12 protein-coding genes are annotated in these 15,657 nt (G+C 55.2%); 10 read left to right on the top strand and 2 right to left on the bottom strand.

The window, feature by feature from the left end; all coding sequences use genetic code 11:
* Nucleotides 1-84: 84 nt before the first annotated feature.
* Nucleotides 85-1,005: a cyanophycinase gene (locus tag B9A24_RS15810; protein ID WP_200813940.1), complete on the top strand. Its 921-nt coding sequence runs from the start codon at nucleotides 85-87 to the stop codon at nucleotides 1,003-1,005.
* Between the two features lie 123 nt (nucleotides 1,006-1,128).
* Here B9A24_RS15810 and B9A24_RS15805 read toward each other — a convergent pair whose 3' ends face one another.
* Nucleotides 1,129-2,079 (bottom strand): isoaspartyl peptidase/L-asparaginase family protein, encoded by a 951-nt coding sequence (locus B9A24_RS15805; protein WP_084446991.1) that lies wholly within the window; start codon nucleotides 2,077-2,079, stop codon nucleotides 1,129-1,131.
* A 199-nt stretch (nucleotides 2,080-2,278) separates the two neighbouring features.
* Here B9A24_RS15805 and B9A24_RS15800 point away from each other — a divergent pair, with 199 nt between their 5' ends.
* From B9A24_RS15800 to B9A24_RS15790, 3 genes are all read left to right on the top strand, one after another.
* Complete coding sequence (locus B9A24_RS15800; protein ID WP_084446990.1) at nucleotides 2,279-2,707, top strand: DUF3127 domain-containing protein; 429 nt, start codon at nucleotides 2,279-2,281, stop codon at nucleotides 2,705-2,707.
* Between the two features lie 377 nt (nucleotides 2,708-3,084).
* Entirely contained in the window at nucleotides 3,085-3,969 is an 885-nt protein-coding gene (locus B9A24_RS15795) for an SDR family NAD(P)-dependent oxidoreductase (protein ID WP_084446989.1), read from the top strand.
* A gap of 86 nt (nucleotides 3,970-4,055) precedes the next feature.
* Complete coding sequence (locus B9A24_RS15790; protein WP_084446988.1) at nucleotides 4,056-4,676, top strand: AlbA family DNA-binding domain-containing protein; 621 nt, start codon at nucleotides 4,056-4,058, stop codon at nucleotides 4,674-4,676.
* 339 nt (nucleotides 4,677-5,015) lie between these two features.
* Here the strand turns inward: B9A24_RS15790 and B9A24_RS23095 are convergent, their stop codons facing one another.
* A complete protein-coding gene (locus B9A24_RS23095) occupies nucleotides 5,016-6,518 on the bottom strand; it encodes an alpha/beta hydrolase-fold protein (RefSeq protein ID WP_317044254.1) in 1,503 nt (500 codons plus the stop codon).
* A 140-nt stretch (nucleotides 6,519-6,658) separates the two neighbouring features.
* Between B9A24_RS23095 and B9A24_RS15775 the strand changes: the two genes are divergently transcribed.
* The 6 genes from B9A24_RS15775 to B9A24_RS15750 all read left to right on the top strand — a co-directional run bounded on the left by B9A24_RS15775 (nucleotide 6,659) and on the right by B9A24_RS15750 (nucleotide 15,413).
* On the top strand, nucleotides 6,659-7,363 hold the full coding sequence (locus B9A24_RS15775) for an alpha/beta hydrolase-fold protein (protein ID WP_084446987.1): 705 nt from the start codon (nucleotides 6,659-6,661) through the stop codon (nucleotides 7,361-7,363).
* An 86-nt stretch (nucleotides 7,364-7,449) separates the two neighbouring features.
* Nucleotides 7,450-8,574 carry an ATP-grasp domain-containing protein gene (locus B9A24_RS15770; RefSeq protein ID WP_084446986.1) on the top strand — a complete coding sequence of 375 codons (1,125 nt, stop codon included), beginning with the start codon at nucleotides 7,450-7,452 and terminating at the stop codon, nucleotides 8,572-8,574.
* A 111-nt stretch (nucleotides 8,575-8,685) separates the two neighbouring features.
* A complete protein-coding gene (locus tag B9A24_RS15765; protein WP_084446985.1) occupies nucleotides 8,686-9,789 on the top strand; it encodes a carboxylate-amine ligase in 1,104 nt (367 codons plus the stop codon).
* Between the two features lie 148 nt (nucleotides 9,790-9,937).
* Nucleotides 9,938-10,771, top strand: coding sequence for a type 1 glutamine amidotransferase (locus B9A24_RS15760; RefSeq protein WP_084446984.1), 834 nt, complete (start codon nucleotides 9,938-9,940; stop codon nucleotides 10,769-10,771).
* Nucleotides 10,772-10,895: 124 nt separating this feature from the next.
* Nucleotides 10,896-12,083 (top strand): hypothetical protein, encoded by a 1,188-nt coding sequence (locus tag B9A24_RS15755; RefSeq protein ID WP_084446983.1) that lies wholly within the window; start codon nucleotides 10,896-10,898, stop codon nucleotides 12,081-12,083.
* Nucleotides 12,084-12,317: 234 nt separating this feature from the next.
* On the top strand, nucleotides 12,318-15,413 hold the full coding sequence (locus tag B9A24_RS15750; protein WP_084446982.1) for a T9SS type A sorting domain-containing protein: 3,096 nt from the start codon (nucleotides 12,318-12,320) through the stop codon (nucleotides 15,411-15,413).
* The last annotated feature ends 244 nt before the right edge of the window (nucleotides 15,414-15,657 follow it).

Raw genomic sequence — 15,657 nt, 5'->3', positions numbered from 1 at the left:
GGAGCTAACTCAGGCCATGCGTTGCCTGAAGGTTGCTTAAATTTGGAGCTGACTGCTCTGTTTTTTGTGTTAAACTAGTCTAGAATGTTGGTATTGGAAACGCTAAAACCTCTCGGTAAACTAATTGCCATCGGTGGCAATGAAGATAAAGGCACTTATCCTAACCCCCGCACCAAGAAGAAGTACTACCTCAACTTCTTCGAGTTAGGTATTCTGAAACGAATAGTGACCGAATCGGGCAAAGCCGACCCGCGCATTGAGGTGATTACCACGGCCTCCATGATTCCGGAAGAGGTAGCCCGCATTTACGTGGCCTCCTTTGCCATGCTCAACTGCCTCAACGTGGGGGTATTTGATATTCGCGTGCCCGATGACACCGACCGCCCTGAGCACCTGGCCCGCCTACGCGAAGCCGACATACTCATGTTTAGCGGGGGCAATCAGTCCCGGCTCACGGAAATGTTCGGCAACACCGAGTTTCTGCGCGTTCTCACGGAGCGCTATCACCACCACGCCAATTTTATTATCGCCGGCACCAGCGCTGGCGCTATGGCTATGTCAAAGGTCATGATTCGGGGCGGCAGCGTGCCCGATGCCCTGATGAAAGGTGCCGTAAAAATTGGAAACGGGCTGGGTTTAATGCCTAAAGTCATGATCGACTCGCACTTCGTGAAGCGCGGCCGCTTCGGCCGGCTTATTGAATGCGTAGCCTTATATCCCAAGCTCATTGGTATCGGATTGGGCGAGGATACCGGCATCCTTATCACGGAAGGCAATCTGATTGAAACTATCGGCTCTAATCTGGTGGTGATAATGGACGGGCACAGTCTGGAGCATAATACTGCCAGCCTGGCCAAGAAAGGTGCCGCCCTCTCCATTGAAAATATGGTGCTGCATGTAATGGTGAAAGGCAACGTCTATAATATTAAGGAGCGCAAGTTTTATCCAAGCAAGGATATTTTGCCCCCCATAGCTTCACCCAAGTCGGAGTCGCAGATTTTGTAGAAGCCTCGCTGTTTTCAATCAAAAAGCCGCTCTCCTTTGGGAAAGCGGCTTTTTTGGTAACGGGATGCTGCTTCTATATTAGGCGGGCTACTCCTATGTATATAGGTCGTAGCCAGAGCGCAGCTATTTATCCTCATAAATGGCGGTAAAAAGAGGACTTTCTGAGGTGATGGAGCCACGGTACATACCGCTTGAATTGAACGGCAGCGCCAGATTACCGGCGGCATCAACCGCTATCAATCCGCCTTCGCCACCTACCGGTGCCAATTTCTCGTGCACTACGACGCGGCAGGCCTCCGACAAGCTCAGGCCGCGATACTCCATAAGGCAGGCAACATCGTAGGCAGCCACGGCCCGCATAAAGTATTCGCCCGAACCCGTGCAGGAAATAGCGCAGGTCCGGTTGTCGGCGAAGGTGCCGGCCCCGATGATGGGCGAGTCGCCGATGCGGGAGTAGTGCTTGTTGGTCATGCCGCCGGTGCTGGTGGCGGCGGCCAGATTGCCGTGCTGGTCGCGGGCCACGGCCCCCACAGTGCCCATTTTCTTGGGCTGGGGGGCTTTTTTCGATTCGCTGTGGTCCAGATGAATTCCCCCCGATTCTAGGGCTTCCTGCAATTGGTCGTGGCGGTGCTGGGTAAAAAAGTACTCGTCGGGCTGGGTGGGCAGGTTATGCTCGCGGGCAAAGTCCTCCGCCCCTGGCCAGGCCAGCAGCACATGGTCCGACTTTTCCATTATCAGGCGAGCGACGCTGATCGGGTTTTGCAAGTTGCGCACCCCAGCTACCGCGCCGGCGCTCCGGTCGCGGCCGTCCATAATGGCGGCATCCATTTCATGGCGGCCATCGTGGGTGAATACGGCACCACGGCCAGCGTTAAACAGAGGCGAATCTTCGAGCAGGCGCACGGCCACTTCTACTGCGTCGAGGGCGGCGCCACCCTGGCGCAGCACATCGTGGCCCGCTTCGAGCACCTGCCGGAGCGCGGCGTGGTAGGCCTGCTCTTTTTCGGGCGTCATTTGGTCGCGGGAGATGGTGCCCGCGCCGCCGTGTATGGCCAGAGAGAAGGTATATTTCATAAGAAATAAATGGGTGGATACGCTTGAAAGCGCAAGATAAAGACAAAGCCTGGTTAGCTCCGTGAACCAGTTTCAGATCTTACTGGTCCTTATTGGTACACCGCTTACGGGTCGTAAATCTGCCCGTTTTTTTAACCGAAACGGGTTTTTTTTCGTACGTTTGACTTCCCCATTTTCATCATTTCAACTATTCTTTTTTATGGCTTACGACGCTACCGGCCGCCTGCACGAGATTTTCGACGAACAGCAGGTGAGTGAAAAATTCCGCAAGCGCGAGTTCGTGCTGGAAGTTCAGGAGGGCCAGTACCCCGAGCATATCAAGTTCCAACTGGTGCAGGATAAGACAGCCCTGATAGATCCTTTCAAAATCGGCGACGAGGTAAAAGTGACCTTCAATCTGCGGGGTCGCGGCTTCAACAAAAACGGCCAGATGCTGTACTTCACCAACCTGGAAGCCTGGCGCATTGAGGCTGGTGCGGGTGGCGGCGCTCCCGCTGCTGGCGGCAACTACGGCAATCAGCAGCAAGCGGCTCCTCGCCCCGCTGCTCCGGCCAACCAAAATCCGAACCTTCGCGCTCAGCCCGCCGCTCCTATCGCCGGCGACGACGACAACGATCTACCTTTCTAAGCAGTTGACTTTGCTGAATCTTCTCAATGCCGCCTTCTACCGAGGGCGGCATTGTTTTTTCCGGCTGGGGGCTTTTTTACTTAAATTTTGTTTCGAATGATGGTCATGGTTACATAACTGTCATGCAGCGCAGCGCGCAGTATCTCGCGTGTTTTGTTGAATTACCGTGGCGACATCAGCACACGAGATACTGCGCGCTGCGCTGCATGACGCTCTTTTCCGGTCGCACCACTTATCGCATGACCTTCAGATCAAACAGACTTTTTAGGCTCTAAAAGCCGTTCATAACCGAAATTCTACTCACTGTTCAACGTCTGCCCTTCTAAAGCGTACGTTACCTCAATTTTTGCCCCCACTACTGACTTTGCTTTTCTCTGATGACCGCGTCCTCTGAATCTGCTTCTTCTCCTCTGCGCGGTAAAATTGCCCTGGTTACCGGCGCCTCTGGTGGCATTGGGCTGATAACGGCCCGCGAGCTGGCCCGGCGCGGCGCCCGCGTAGTGATGGTGTGCCGTAATCCGGAGCGCGGCGAGCAAGCCCGCACTGCCATCCGCGAAGCCGTAGGTTCTGATGCTCAGCTCGATTTGCTGCTCTGCGACCTGTCGCTGCTGGCCAACGTGCGCACATTGGCCGGGGAAGTAACCCGGCGCTTCAATCAGCTTGATATTCTGGTGAATAACGCCGGCATCTTTCCCGGCCCGCTTACCATTACTGAAGAAGGCCACGAGTTGAGCTGGGCCACGAATCATCTGGCCGTGTTTGCCCTTACCAATCTGCTGTTGCCGCAGCTGCTGGCAGCCCCGCAGGCGCGCATCGTTACGGTATCGTCGGAGGCGCACTGGCTGGGCGAAATTGAGCAGTCGACGGAGGCCCGCAACGCCCCCGAGAAGTACAGCTCGTTCACGGCCTACTGCGACTCCAAGTTGGCCAACATAATGTTCACAAGCGAGTTAGCTCACCGCCTCGACCTAACCAAAGTGACAGCCAACTGCCTGCACCCTGGCATGGTAGATACTGGCTTAGTGAACACTGGTAGCTCTCCGCTGATGAAAGCAATGTGGTGGACTGCCCGGCCGTTTATGATCAGCCCCGAAAAAGGGGCTCGAACAAGCATCTATTTGGCTTCTTCGCCCGAAGTAGAAAGTGTCAGCGGCAAATATTTCAAAAACCGCAAGCCCACCCGCGCCTCCGGCCGCTCCCAGAGCCGCCCCGAAGCCGCTCGCCTCTGGCGCCTCTCGCAGGAGGAAACGGGCGTGGAGTAATTGTAAGTAACTGAGCATGATGATACTTACTGTCAAAATCAAAAGCCTCGATACCTAGTTCTTCTCTTAAAATCACTTTATAGCTCATGCCTACGCTGCAGGAGATGATTCGGGAGGGTGAGGGAGAACAGGTGGAGTTTAAGAAAAAGACGACTCACCCGACGCGCATTTCGCGCACCCTAGCTTCCTTGGCCAACACTCGGGGTGGCTACGTGCTGGTCGGTGTTGATGATGATGGGCGTATCGTGGGTGTGCGCGATGCGGCAGAGGAAATATATGTGCTACGCGAGGCGGCCGCGCAGTATATAGATCCACCCATTCTACTCACTTTCAAAGAAGTAGAGGAAGACGGCCGTACTGTCATCGTTGTAACCGTGCGCGAAAGTGCCCACAAACCCCACCGCGCCCAGGTGGCCGAGGGCGACTGGCGCGGCTACGTGCGCGTGCGCGACCAAAGCGTACAAACCAGCAGCCTCACCGAAAAAGTACTGCAACGCGAAGAGCCAACCTTTGAGAAGATTCCGCTAAATAAGGACGAGTTGGCTGTGTTGGACTACCTGCGCACGAATCCGCGCATTACGCTGGCTCAGTACCAAAAGCTCATTAATGTGGGGCAACGACGAGCCTATAGAACCCTGATCAAGCTCGTTCTCCACGGCTATCTGCGCCACCACGACAAGCAGAAGGAAGTCTATTATACGTTATGAAACCAACAGCCGGTAAGCCACTGATTATAGAAAGGCGGTCATGATTCGACTTCGCGGACGCCAGATGAAGCATGACCGCCTTTCTATTTATTCAAACAAAAAAGCCCCCAAATAAGTATTCGGGGGGCTTTTTTGGGCTTAAGCAGCTTACAATTCACTGCTACTCTCGCGCGATTTTTTCTTTTCGTCCTTGGCGGCTTTTTTTTCTTTAGTCGTCTTGGTGGGTTCTTTCTTTTTCTCTTTGCGGGCGTCTTGTGCTTTAGCCATGACTAGAACAGATGAAGGTGAGAGATGGGAGTATTAACGCAGGCAGCTTTGCTTGTGTTGTGCGCTTTAAAGCTACAATAACGGCAAATATCGTTCATGCAAAATTGTTAAATGATGCGCCTCATGGCCCGGCACTACATGCACCAGGGCCCGCACGCTTACCGGATGCTTGTTGGCCAGGCCCACCTTATCGAAGATATGAGGAGCAAATGACCGGTACAACGCGACAGTACCCGCGCGCACGGCGGCGTGCTCAGCCAGCAAATCAGCCAGCGAGCGGGTGTTGGCTTCCGAAGCCGGGGCGTAGGCATTTTCATCGAAGCCCAGCAGCGACTGTTGGTCGCCGCGGGCGATGCACAGGGCCCGGTAGGCAAAAATGCGCTCCGAATCCAGAATGTGCAGGATCATCTCCTTAATAGTCCACTTTTCGGGGGCATACGCCAGCAGGGCCTGCTCATCGGTGAGGGAGCCGAGCAACGCACGAACGTGGGCGCCTTGTTTTTCTAGAAGCTCCACCGGATCGATAGTATCGGGTACGTGCCGGAGGTAGTTATCGTAATAAGCGGGGTATTCACCACTTATGGGCTGCTTTATGACTATAGGCTCTGCTGGAACCAGTGCTTCCGCGGCCTGGGGGGCTTTTTTGGTTACCAGGCGCCGCTGCCGGTTCAGGCGTTGGCCGCTGCCCCAGTTCCGCTTAGAGGGTAGTGCTCCTGCTGGTTGCCACGTATCGGAAGGCCGAAGCGTGGCTTTCCCAAACGCCCAGCGCAGAAAATCCGGCATAATACGACCCCAGGTTTCCTGGTTATGCCGCCCGCCGGCTACTTCCACGTAGCGGATATGTTGATCGGGAATCCCCTGGCGGATCAGCTCCGCCAGCAAGTCCAGCGTATCCTCAATGGAGTCGATAATGCCGTTGTTGTTACGGTCGTTGGTTTCGTCCAGGGTGCCAGTTTGGAGCCAGAAGCGGTGCCCCGGATGCGGTCGGCCGGACCGCACCAGTGAATGCATAATCCGGTCGGCATCGATGTAGCCGTCCTCAAAGGCTTTGCGCCGCCACCAGAACGAGCCGGAAAAAACGCCTGCCCGCGTGAAAGCATCCGGGTTGCGCCATACCAAGTCGAACGCCATAAGCCCACCCAGCGAAAAGCCCGCGAAAACGGCTTGCTCGGGGTCGGAGGTCACATGGTATTTCTTCTGCACATACGGCAGCAATTCCTCCAGCACAAAATCAGTATACAAATGAGCTTTGCTGCCCCGGCCCAAATAATCGGGCCGGCCGGCCGCGCCGTATTCATGTATCCGGTCGCCGGCATGAATGGCGATGAGCACGAAGGGCCGCAGCGCCTGCTGCTGATAAAGCGCATCGAGGGTAGCTTTTAAGCGCAGGCGCCGCAAATCCTGCCCATCATTCAGGTACAACACCGGATAAGGCCCGTGGCTGGCTGGGTCGAAGGTGGGCGGCAACACCACATCAAGCCGCACCGTACGCTCTAAAGAAGCTGACCGGAGTGCTTCGTCGCGTATTACTTGTACGGCGGCGGCTTGCGAAGGCGAAAAAAGAGACTGATTCATTACTAAAAACTAAATCGGCGGGCGCTGTATTGGGCCTGCAAGGTACCTTTTTCCGGTTCTTCGCTAAAGCTTACGTGGCGCAATGAAATATTTCATTACTTTTCTCCAACTCTCCTCTCCCTATCTAAGTTCTTACGATTTTGCACGAAGAATACCGCTCCTTTCATTCTCAGCATCTTGGTCACGCCATCGAAATGCTGGTTTTTGGTACGCACGGGTACCCCATCGTCATTTTTCCAACCTCCGGCGGGCGCTACCATGAGGCCAAAGACTTTCTCTTGGTCGAATCGGCACGTTGGTTTATCGAAACGGGGAAAATCAAGCTGTTTTGCCTCGATAGCCGCGACCATGACAGCTGGTACGCCAAGCACCTGCACCCCGCCGAGCGGGTGCAAAACCACAACCGCTACGACCGTTTCCTCAGTCAGGAATTCGTGCCCGCGCTCCAGCAGGAGTGCCACGTCGATAAGATTGGGGTAGCCGGATGCAGCTTCGGTGGCTTCCACGCCCTCAACTTCGCCTTTCGACATCCAGACCAGGTCGCCTATTTATTTACGATGGGTGCTGCCTTCGATATGCGGCCGTTCCTGAACGGGCACTACGACGAGGATGTGTACTACAACAACCCGCCGCAGTACATGCTCGACGCCCAGAACGAGCATTTTTATCAGATGAATATCGTGCTGGGCACCGCCGAGCATGACTTCTGCCGCCCCGGCAACGAGGAGATGGCCGGCATCCTGCACAACAAAGGCATTCGGCACTGGCTGGACGTTCGGCCCAATGGCACCCACGACTGGCCCATCTGGCGCGACATGTTTCCGCATTATTTGTCCCTGATGTAAAAAGCCCCCCAGCCTTTCCACAACGTCACGCGCTGCCTGACATTCTTCTACCTTGAACATCTCCCTAACACCTTAACCTCTACACCATGAAAAAAATCGGAATCCTCTTTGGTCAGGAAAGCACGTTTCCACAAGCTTTTGTCGATCGGGTAAATGAGAAAGCCGGCGGCGAGTTCACCGCCGAGTTTGTCTCCATCGACCAGGTAGAGCAGAACGTGCCCACCGACTACGCCGTTATCATCGACCGCATTTCGCAGGATGTGCCCTTTTATCGGGCTTTCCTTAAGAACGCAGCTCTTACGGGCACAGCTGTTATAAACAACCCCTTTTGGTGGAGCGCCGACGAGAAGTTTTTCAATAATGCTCTGGCCGTGCAGCTGGGCGTGCCCGTGCCGCGCACGTTGCTCCTGCCCTCCAAAGAGCGCCCCGACGACACCAGCGAACGGTCGTTCCGCAATTTGCAAATGATGGATTGGGACGCGGCTTTCCAGAAAATAGGTTTTCCAGCCTTTATGAAGCCGCACTCCGGCGGCGGCTGGAAAAGCGTGTATAAGCTCCACAATCCCGAGGAGTTTTTTCGCGCGTACGCCGAAACCGGCCAGCTGGTCATGCTATTGCAGGAAGCCGTTGAGTTCGACGATTATTTCCGCTGCTACTGCATTGGCGGCAAAGAAGTGCTCATCATGCCCTACGAGCCGCGCAACGAGTTTCACCAGCGCTACGCCACCGAGATGCAAACCACTGGCCCGGCCGGCGAGAAACTTTTGGCTACCATTCACGACTACGTGCTGCGCCTAAACAAAGGCCTGGGCTACGATTTTAACACCGTAGAATTCGCCGTGCGTGATGGTATCCCAATTGCTATCGACTTCGGCAACCCCGCCCCCGACGCCGACGTGAACTCCGTGGGCCAGCAGAATTTCGAGTGGGTAGTGGAAGCCGCCGCCAACCTGGCCATCGAGCGGGCCCGCGCCTACCAGCCCGGCCGCGACAACCTGACCTGGGGCACCTTCGTGCAGCAATCGGCGCGACGCGATGCCCTGAGCATGCCAGCCGTAACCAAAGCGGCAGCTAAAAAGCCGGCAGCCTCGAAGGCAGCCGCTCCCAAAGCGGCGGCGTCCAAAGCAGCCGCGCCTACAAAAGACGCAGCTCCTGCCAAGAAAGAAAGCAAAGCCCCTGCAGCTCCCAAAGTCAAAAAAGCGCAGGAGTAGCCGCTGGGGGGCTTTTTTGACTAATGTGGCCTCATTCTCCGGTCCTCTTTATTATAGAAGCGACACCGGAGAATGAGGCCTCTTCTTCCCATTAGATAACCAGATACCACTATGGCTAAGCCCGTATTTACGCTCGGAATTGAGGAAGAATTTCAAACGATTGACCCGGAAACCCGCGATTTGCGCTCCCACATGTCGCAGATTGTGGAGGGGGGCAAAATGGTGTTGCAGGAGCAGGTGAAAGCCGAAATGCACCAGTCGGTGGTGGAGGTGGGCACTACTATTTGCCAGAACATCGAAGAAGCCCGCCATCAGGTCATTCATTTGCGCCAGCACGTAATTGAGCTGGCTGATAAGGTAGGACTGAAGATTGCCGCCGCGGGTACGCATCCCTTCTCGCGCTGGCAGGATCAGCCCATCACCTCTGATGTGCGCTACGACAAGATTGTGGAGGAGCTGCAGGACGCTGCTCGTTCCAACTTAGTATTCGGAATGCATGTGCATGTGGGCCTCGAAACCCGCGAACTGGGCGTGTACATGATGAATTCGCTACGGTATTTTCTGCCCCACATCTTTGCCTTATCGACCAACTCACCTTTCTGGGAAGGCCGCGAAACCGGGTATAAGTCGTTCAGGACCAAGGTATTCGAGCGTTTCCCGCGCACGGGCATCCCAGAGCATTTCGCCAGTGCCAGCGAATACGACGAGTACATTGCCCTACTGGTTAAGACGGGCTGCATTGATAATGGCAAGAAAATATGGTGGGATTTGCGCCTCCACCCTTTCTTCAACACCATTGAATACCGGGTGTGCGACATGATGCTGCGGGCCGATGAAGCCATCGCACTAGCGGCCGTGATGCAGGCGTTGGTGGCCAAAATTCATAAGCTGATGGTCAGCAACCTGAGCTTCCGACAGTACCGCAAGGCACTCATTAATGAGAATAAATGGCGGGCCGCCCGCTACGGCATCGCGGGCAAGATGATTGACTTTGGTAAGCAGGAAGAGATTTCGACTCGCACGCTCATTCTGGAACTGCTTGACTTCGTAGATGATGTAGTAGATGAACTGGGCAGCCGCCATGAGGTAGAATACGTACTGAAAATGCTGGAAATGGGTACTGGCGCAGACCGTCAATTAGCTGTATTCCGCCAAACCGGCGACTTAAAGCAAGTAGTAGACTTTATTGTTGCTGAGACCACTTTTGGTCTGTAATTCAAAGTGATAATAGGATTAAAACGTACTACCAGTTAGCTGCGTTGTAACTTGCCAATGTGTGTAGACCTCACAGACCTATTGGGTTACTGTTGAGGTCTACTTTTTTTTCAATAATTAGCTGACTCTCAACAGTTGGCACGTACGAATGAAGTTTTTGAAGATTGCCATTTTAGATATGTACGACAACCGGCCTAACGAAGGCATGCGTTGTATTTTGCGGTTAATTCGTCAGGCCCAAACCGACGGCGCGGCCCTGTATTTCGACGTTTTTAATGTTCGGGCCAACGGTGAGCTACCGGCTCTGGATTATGATATTTACATCTCATCGGGTGGGCCCGGCAGCCCATTGCCTTCCGATGAACCTTGGGAGCAGCCTTATTTTGCGCTGATTGACAGCATCTTTGCCTGGAATAGCATTCATGTGCGGAAAAAGCATCTGTTGCTCATCTGTCATTCCTTTCAACTGGTAAGCCGGCACCTGGGGGTTGGCACGTTGGGCAGGCGCAAGTCGACGTCGTTCGGCATTTTTCCCATCAGCAAAACCGAGGCTGGCCAAACCGACCCGCTATTCGCCGCTCTACCGACCCCATTCTACGCTGTCGATTCGCGCGATTATCAGGTAACGGAGCCTGATGCCAACCACATGGCAGACCTAGGTATCAAAGTGTTGTGCTTAGAGAAGGAACGGCCGCACGTACCGCTGGAGCGGGCCATTATGGCCATCCGGTTTACGCCCGAAATCATTGGTACTCAGTTTCATCCCGAGGCCGATGGCGAAGGTATGCTGCGCTATTTCCTGACCGATGCCAAACGCCAGCAGATTGTAATTGAGCATGGCGAGGACAAGTATAACGAGATGGTGCGTCTGCTTCAGGACCCCGGCACGATTGAATTAACGGAGTCAGTGGTTGTACCAACCTTCCTGCGCGAGGCTATTGCCGCTCTGCTAACGCCAGAAGCTACGTTGCAGCCGGCGTAGAGAACGTTAAAACAAGCATTTAGCAGAAAGAACGTCAGGTGCCACGCGGGTGGAGTCTGACGTTCTTTATTTTGCGTACACTTGCCAAACGCTCACCCTCCTCTCCGCCTCTATCCATCCAGCAATGATTCCCGAAATCCGCCAAGCGTACAACCAAGCCTTTAGCGTGTCGCGCTATCAGGCAATGCTCGCAGACATTGAGCGGGACTTGCCTGGCCTGCCGGATTTCCGTATTGCCGAAACGCCCATTTTTGTGCCAGCGACTCTGCGCGACAAGCTCATTAGCGCGGGCGAAAGCATCATTGACGTGCTCACTGCTCCTGATTTTAAAGCCCTCACCGAGCAGGCTGTGCCGCCCCGGCAGCGCGTACCCAATGAGAATGAGCACACTTCCTTTCTGGCCATCGACTTCGCGGTGTGCCGGAATGCAAAAGGCGAGCTGGAGCCGCAGCTAATTGAATTGCAGGGCTTTCCGTCGCTGTATGCTTTTCAGGATTATCTGCCGCAGGTGTTTCGTGAGCATTTTCCGGTGCCGGATTCCGTGTCGCACGTATTCCAGCCGGGCGGCAGCGCTGCTTATGTGGAGCATTTGCGTCAGCTTATCGTGGCCGATGAAGCCCCGGAGCAGGTGATCTTGCTGGAGCTGTTTCCGGAAAAGCAGAAAACCCGCCTCGACTTCGAGCTGACACGCCGGGCGTTGGGCATCGAGGTCGTGTGTTTGACCAAGGTTCGCAAGGAAGGGCGACAACTGTATTATGAGAAGGACGGCCGTCGTATACCTATCAAGCGCATCTATAATCGCCTGATTTTTGACGAGCTGGACCAACACCCCGATCTGCAAACGGAGTTTCAGCTTACCGATGACGTGGATGTAACCTGGGTGGGGCACCCGAACTGGTTTTTTCGCATCAGCAAGTACACAATGCCATTGCTGCATAGCCCTTTCGTACCCGAAAGCCATTACCTGCACACGCTGCCCGCTTACCCCACCGACCTGGAAAACTACGTGTTAAAACCCCTGTTTTCCTTCGCGGGCAGCGGCGTGCGCCTCCACGTAACGGCCGCCGACCTGGATGCTATTACTGACAAACATAACTACCTGCTCCAGCGCAAGGTACAGTACGAGCCGGTGGTACAGTCGCCGGATGGACTGGTGAAGTGCGAAATTCGGATGCTGTACGGCTGGCCCGATCAGGCACCACGCCCACTCTTGCTCACCAACCTGGGCCGCCTGAGCCGGGGCGAAATGATTGGCGTTGACTTTAATAAGAACAAGGATTGGGTGGGCGGTACGGTGTGCCTATTTGAGTAGAAAGACAGAAACAGAACTTGCAAGCTGGAGCTGAGCATCGGTAGCCAAAGCTCATTGTAAAAAGCCCCCGGAAGTAGTCCGGGGGCTTTTTATATTTATAAAAGTGCTTACAATGCTCCCAGATCCAACTTGGGGGGCATTTTGTTAGCTAATGACAGAAAGCTAATAGTGAAGTTATATCTATTCTTAGTGCTAAAACGTAGCTTTACTTATTCGCCACTTCTCCCGTACTCTATGAAACACGCGCTACTCTTTCGACTGCTGGCCTTCCTGCTCGCCCTCTGGCCTGCGGCTAGTACCTGGGCACAGGTCACACTGACGACCAGCCCCTACACAGAAAACTTCGATGACCTGGAGACGGCCCAGCCTACGGGCTTTAGCGTCCGCACGGGAGCTACGGCTACCGTGCTCGGGACTCCCGTGGCTGCTTTCCCGACAGCAGAGGTGCTCTGGAACAACACGAGTGGTGCCTTCAAAAACTTTGCTTCGGCTACCGGCCTCGAAGGCACAGCCACCGCTGAGCAGCAAAACAACGCCCCGAACCGGGCGCTGGGCGTACGGCAGACCGGCAGCTTCGGCGAACCGGGCGCCGCTTTTACGCTTCAACTAGCTAATACTGTCGGGAAAGGCAATCTGGTACTGACTTTTGCCCTTCAATCGCTGGATGCCACTTCAACCCGTACTACCACTTGGCGCGTTGACTATGGCATTGGGGCCACGCCCACCACCTTTACCCCGGTAGCTACCACGCCTGAAACCCCAGCAACCGGCGGCTCTACGTTCTCCTCTACTCCTGTAACTGCCAACTTTGGTACCGCGCTCAACAACATCAACGAGCCCATCTGGATTCGGGTGGTGGCACTGGCGGCCTCGACGGGTGCCGGCAACCGGCCCAGCTCTGCTATCGATGATTTCTCTTTGGCTTTCAATAGTAATATTGCCACTTCTCCATCGCTAAGCGTAGCACCTACCAGCCTCATCTTCGACCGGCAGGCGCTCAATACGAATTCTGAGCCGAAGTCCTACACGCTCACTGGCAGTAGCCTGACGGCCAACGTAACGGCCACGGCCCCAGCTGGTTTTGCTTTATCGAAAAGCAACGCACCCGCAGCCTCCTCTACTCCGACCCTCACCTTTACACCTGCTGAATTAGCCACGGCCCAAACGGTGTACGTGCGCTTTACGCCCACAACCGGCGGCATCACCAGCGGCACCATTACGCATACCAGCACCGGGGCGGAGGCCAAAAACGTAGTCGTTTCCGGTACGGGCATCGATCCGAACAACAATCTTTTTTCCTTTAATGTGTGTCCCAGCGGCTCTACCAGCTTCGATACCTGGACGGCTTTCAGTGTAACGGGACCTCAAACCTGGGGATGCACCACCTTTGGTCGCGCGGCCAACGACCCGACGAACCGGGCTTCTGCACCCAATGGCTTACAAATCAATGGCTTTGCATCTGGGGCCAGCGTCTCCAATGAGGACTGGCTTATTTCGCCGGCGTTCGATTTGAGCACCTTTCAATTTCCGCGTTTCTCTTTCTGGAGTCGGGTGGCTTTCTCGGGTGCGGCGCTGCGGCTCCGGGTTTCGACCAACTACACGGGTACGGGCAGTCCAACTGCCGCGGGCGTCACCTGGACCGATTTGAACGCCGATTTTCCTGGCAGCGGCTCCGACGTCTGGACGCTCACGCCCGACGTTGATCTCACGCGCTTTAAAGGCCCCAATGTGTACCTGGCCTTTGTGTATACGAGTGGCCCGGAGGTGGGGGCCGCCCGTTGGACTTTGGACGATTTGCGCCTGCAAAACGCCAACGCGCCCGCTGCGCCCGTCTTGCTGGTTAGTCCCGCTAGCCTGGCGTTTGGCTATCAGGCCGTGAATGCAGCGGCCCAGCAAACGCTGACGGCCACTTTCCGCAACCTGACCGGCCCCGTGACCATAGCATCGTCGGATCCAGCCTTTCAGCTTGCCAAGAGCGGCACGTCCCCCTTCTCTAACTCTCTGACATACACCGTTGAAGAGGCAAATTTTACTTCCGCAACCGTAAGTGTGCGCTTTACGCCTACTCTGGCGGCTCGCTCTTACACGGCTACCCTGACGGCCAGTACTGCGGGCGCTGCAAATGTAACCGTCGCCGTGGCCGGCAACACGTATGCGCCGGATAATACCCTGGACGTAGTCAACTGGAATATCGAGTGGTTTGGCTCGCCGGCGCAGGCCCCCACCAACGATGACTTGCAGCAAGCCAACGCGCTAACTATGCTGACTAACCTGAATGCTGATGTATATGGGTTGGTGGAAGTTGTAGATACGGCCCGCCTTGGGGCAGTAGTGCGCCAATTGCCCGGCAGCTACAAGTACAAGGTCGCGGACTTCGGCTCGAATGCTCCCGACAACAACGACCCCGACTACGTGTCAGCCCAGAAATTGGTTTTTGTGTATCGCACGAGTGTTGTGAGTAATCCTACGTTCTCCGGTTTGCTGCGCTGCCCCAATAATGGCACTACCTGCCCCCAGTACAACGCTTGGTCTTCGGGACGCTTTCCGTATTTAATGGAAGCCGACGTGACCGTCAATGGCCAGACGCAGCGTATCAACTTTGTGCTTATTCACGCCAAAGCCAACGAAAACACCTCCGTAGCCGATGCCCAAGCAGCGTACGACCGCCGTAAAGTGGGGGCCGACGCACTGAAAGCTGAGCTGGACGCGCGCTTTGGGACCGGCAACGTGGTTATTCTGGGTGACTTCAACGATGACCTCGACCAAACCGTGGCCTCGGGCATCAATACCACTGCTACCTCGTACAGCGCTTTCACCGCCGACGCGGCTAACTACGTGGCGCTCACCTTGCCCCTAAGCCAAACGGGACAACGCTCAACCGTTGATTTTGGCGATGTCATTGACCATGTCGTAGTATCAAGCGAGCTGAATGCCTTTTACCTGCCTTCCACGGCTCAGCTCCGCACCGATCTGGCGGCCCAGATTCCTAACTACGCGAACACCACTTCCGATCATTATCCTGTCTTGACGCGCTTTGCATTCGGCTACGTAACGGCCAGCAGCAGTGCGCGGCAGGCTAACACTCAGCTGGATATTTACCCTAACCCCGCCACTGACAAGGTGCAGTTGCGCCTACCCGCTTCCGCCGGCCAGTCGGTGCGCATGCAGGTAATGAGCACCGATGGTCGCGCCATGGCGCAGGCTGCGGGCTCGCTGGAGCAGGTAAACCAACGGCTTAACCAGCAGCTAGCTAATCTGAGCGCGGGCGTGTATATTCTACGCATTATCACCCCCAGCCAAACGTATGTGAAGCGGTTTGTGAAGCAGTAGATCCACGTCTGACAGTTTAAGAACAAAGAAGGCCGCACTTGTTAAGTGCGGCCTTCTTTGTTCTGCGGCGGCTGGGGGGCTTTTCTGAGTAAACATGGCAGCCTTATCGGGGGTAAACAGTTCTCAAAAAAGCCCCCCGGATTTAGGGAACTGGGCTGCTCGGCAATTCATTTCCTGTTTTACAGGTGTAGGTCAGCTCGCTGCATGACTTGCTGCAATAAGCTGATTTTCAAATTATTGCTAT

The sequence above is a fragment of the Hymenobacter roseosalivarius DSM 11622 genome (genome assembly GCF_900176135.1).
GTDB lineage: Bacteria > Bacteroidota > Bacteroidia > Cytophagales > Hymenobacteraceae > Hymenobacter > Hymenobacter roseosalivarius.
This window is presented reverse-complemented; position numbering and strand designations above follow the sequence as displayed.

Bases quoted from the DNA above. Each gene is read 5' to 3' on its own strand.
- B9A24_RS15810 (WP_200813940.1), top strand. From the start codon at position 85: ATGTTGGTATTGGAAACGCTAAAACCTCTCGGTAAACTAATTGCCATC.
- B9A24_RS15805 (WP_084446991.1), bottom strand. From the start codon at position 2,079: ATGAAATATACCTTCTCTCTGGCCATACACGGCGGCGCGGGCACCATC.
- B9A24_RS15800 (WP_084446990.1), top strand. From the start codon at position 2,279: ATGGCTTACGACGCTACCGGCCGCCTGCACGAGATTTTCGACGAACAG.
- B9A24_RS15795 (WP_084446989.1), top strand. From the start codon at position 3,085: ATGACCGCGTCCTCTGAATCTGCTTCTTCTCCTCTGCGCGGTAAAATT.
- B9A24_RS15790 (WP_084446988.1), top strand. From the start codon at position 4,056: ATGCCTACGCTGCAGGAGATGATTCGGGAGGGTGAGGGAGAACAGGTG.
- B9A24_RS23095 (WP_317044254.1), bottom strand. From the start codon at position 6,518: ATGAATCAGTCTCTTTTTTCGCCTTCGCAAGCCGCCGCCGTACAAGTA.
- B9A24_RS15770 (WP_084446986.1), top strand. From the start codon at position 7,450: ATGAAAAAAATCGGAATCCTCTTTGGTCAGGAAAGCACGTTTCCACAA.
- B9A24_RS15765 (WP_084446985.1), top strand. From the start codon at position 8,686: ATGGCTAAGCCCGTATTTACGCTCGGAATTGAGGAAGAATTTCAAACG.
- B9A24_RS15760 (WP_084446984.1), top strand. From the start codon at position 9,938: ATGAAGTTTTTGAAGATTGCCATTTTAGATATGTACGACAACCGGCCT.
- B9A24_RS15755 (WP_084446983.1), top strand. From the start codon at position 10,896: ATGATTCCCGAAATCCGCCAAGCGTACAACCAAGCCTTTAGCGTGTCG.
- B9A24_RS15750 (WP_084446982.1), top strand. From the start codon at position 12,318: ATGAAACACGCGCTACTCTTTCGACTGCTGGCCTTCCTGCTCGCCCTC.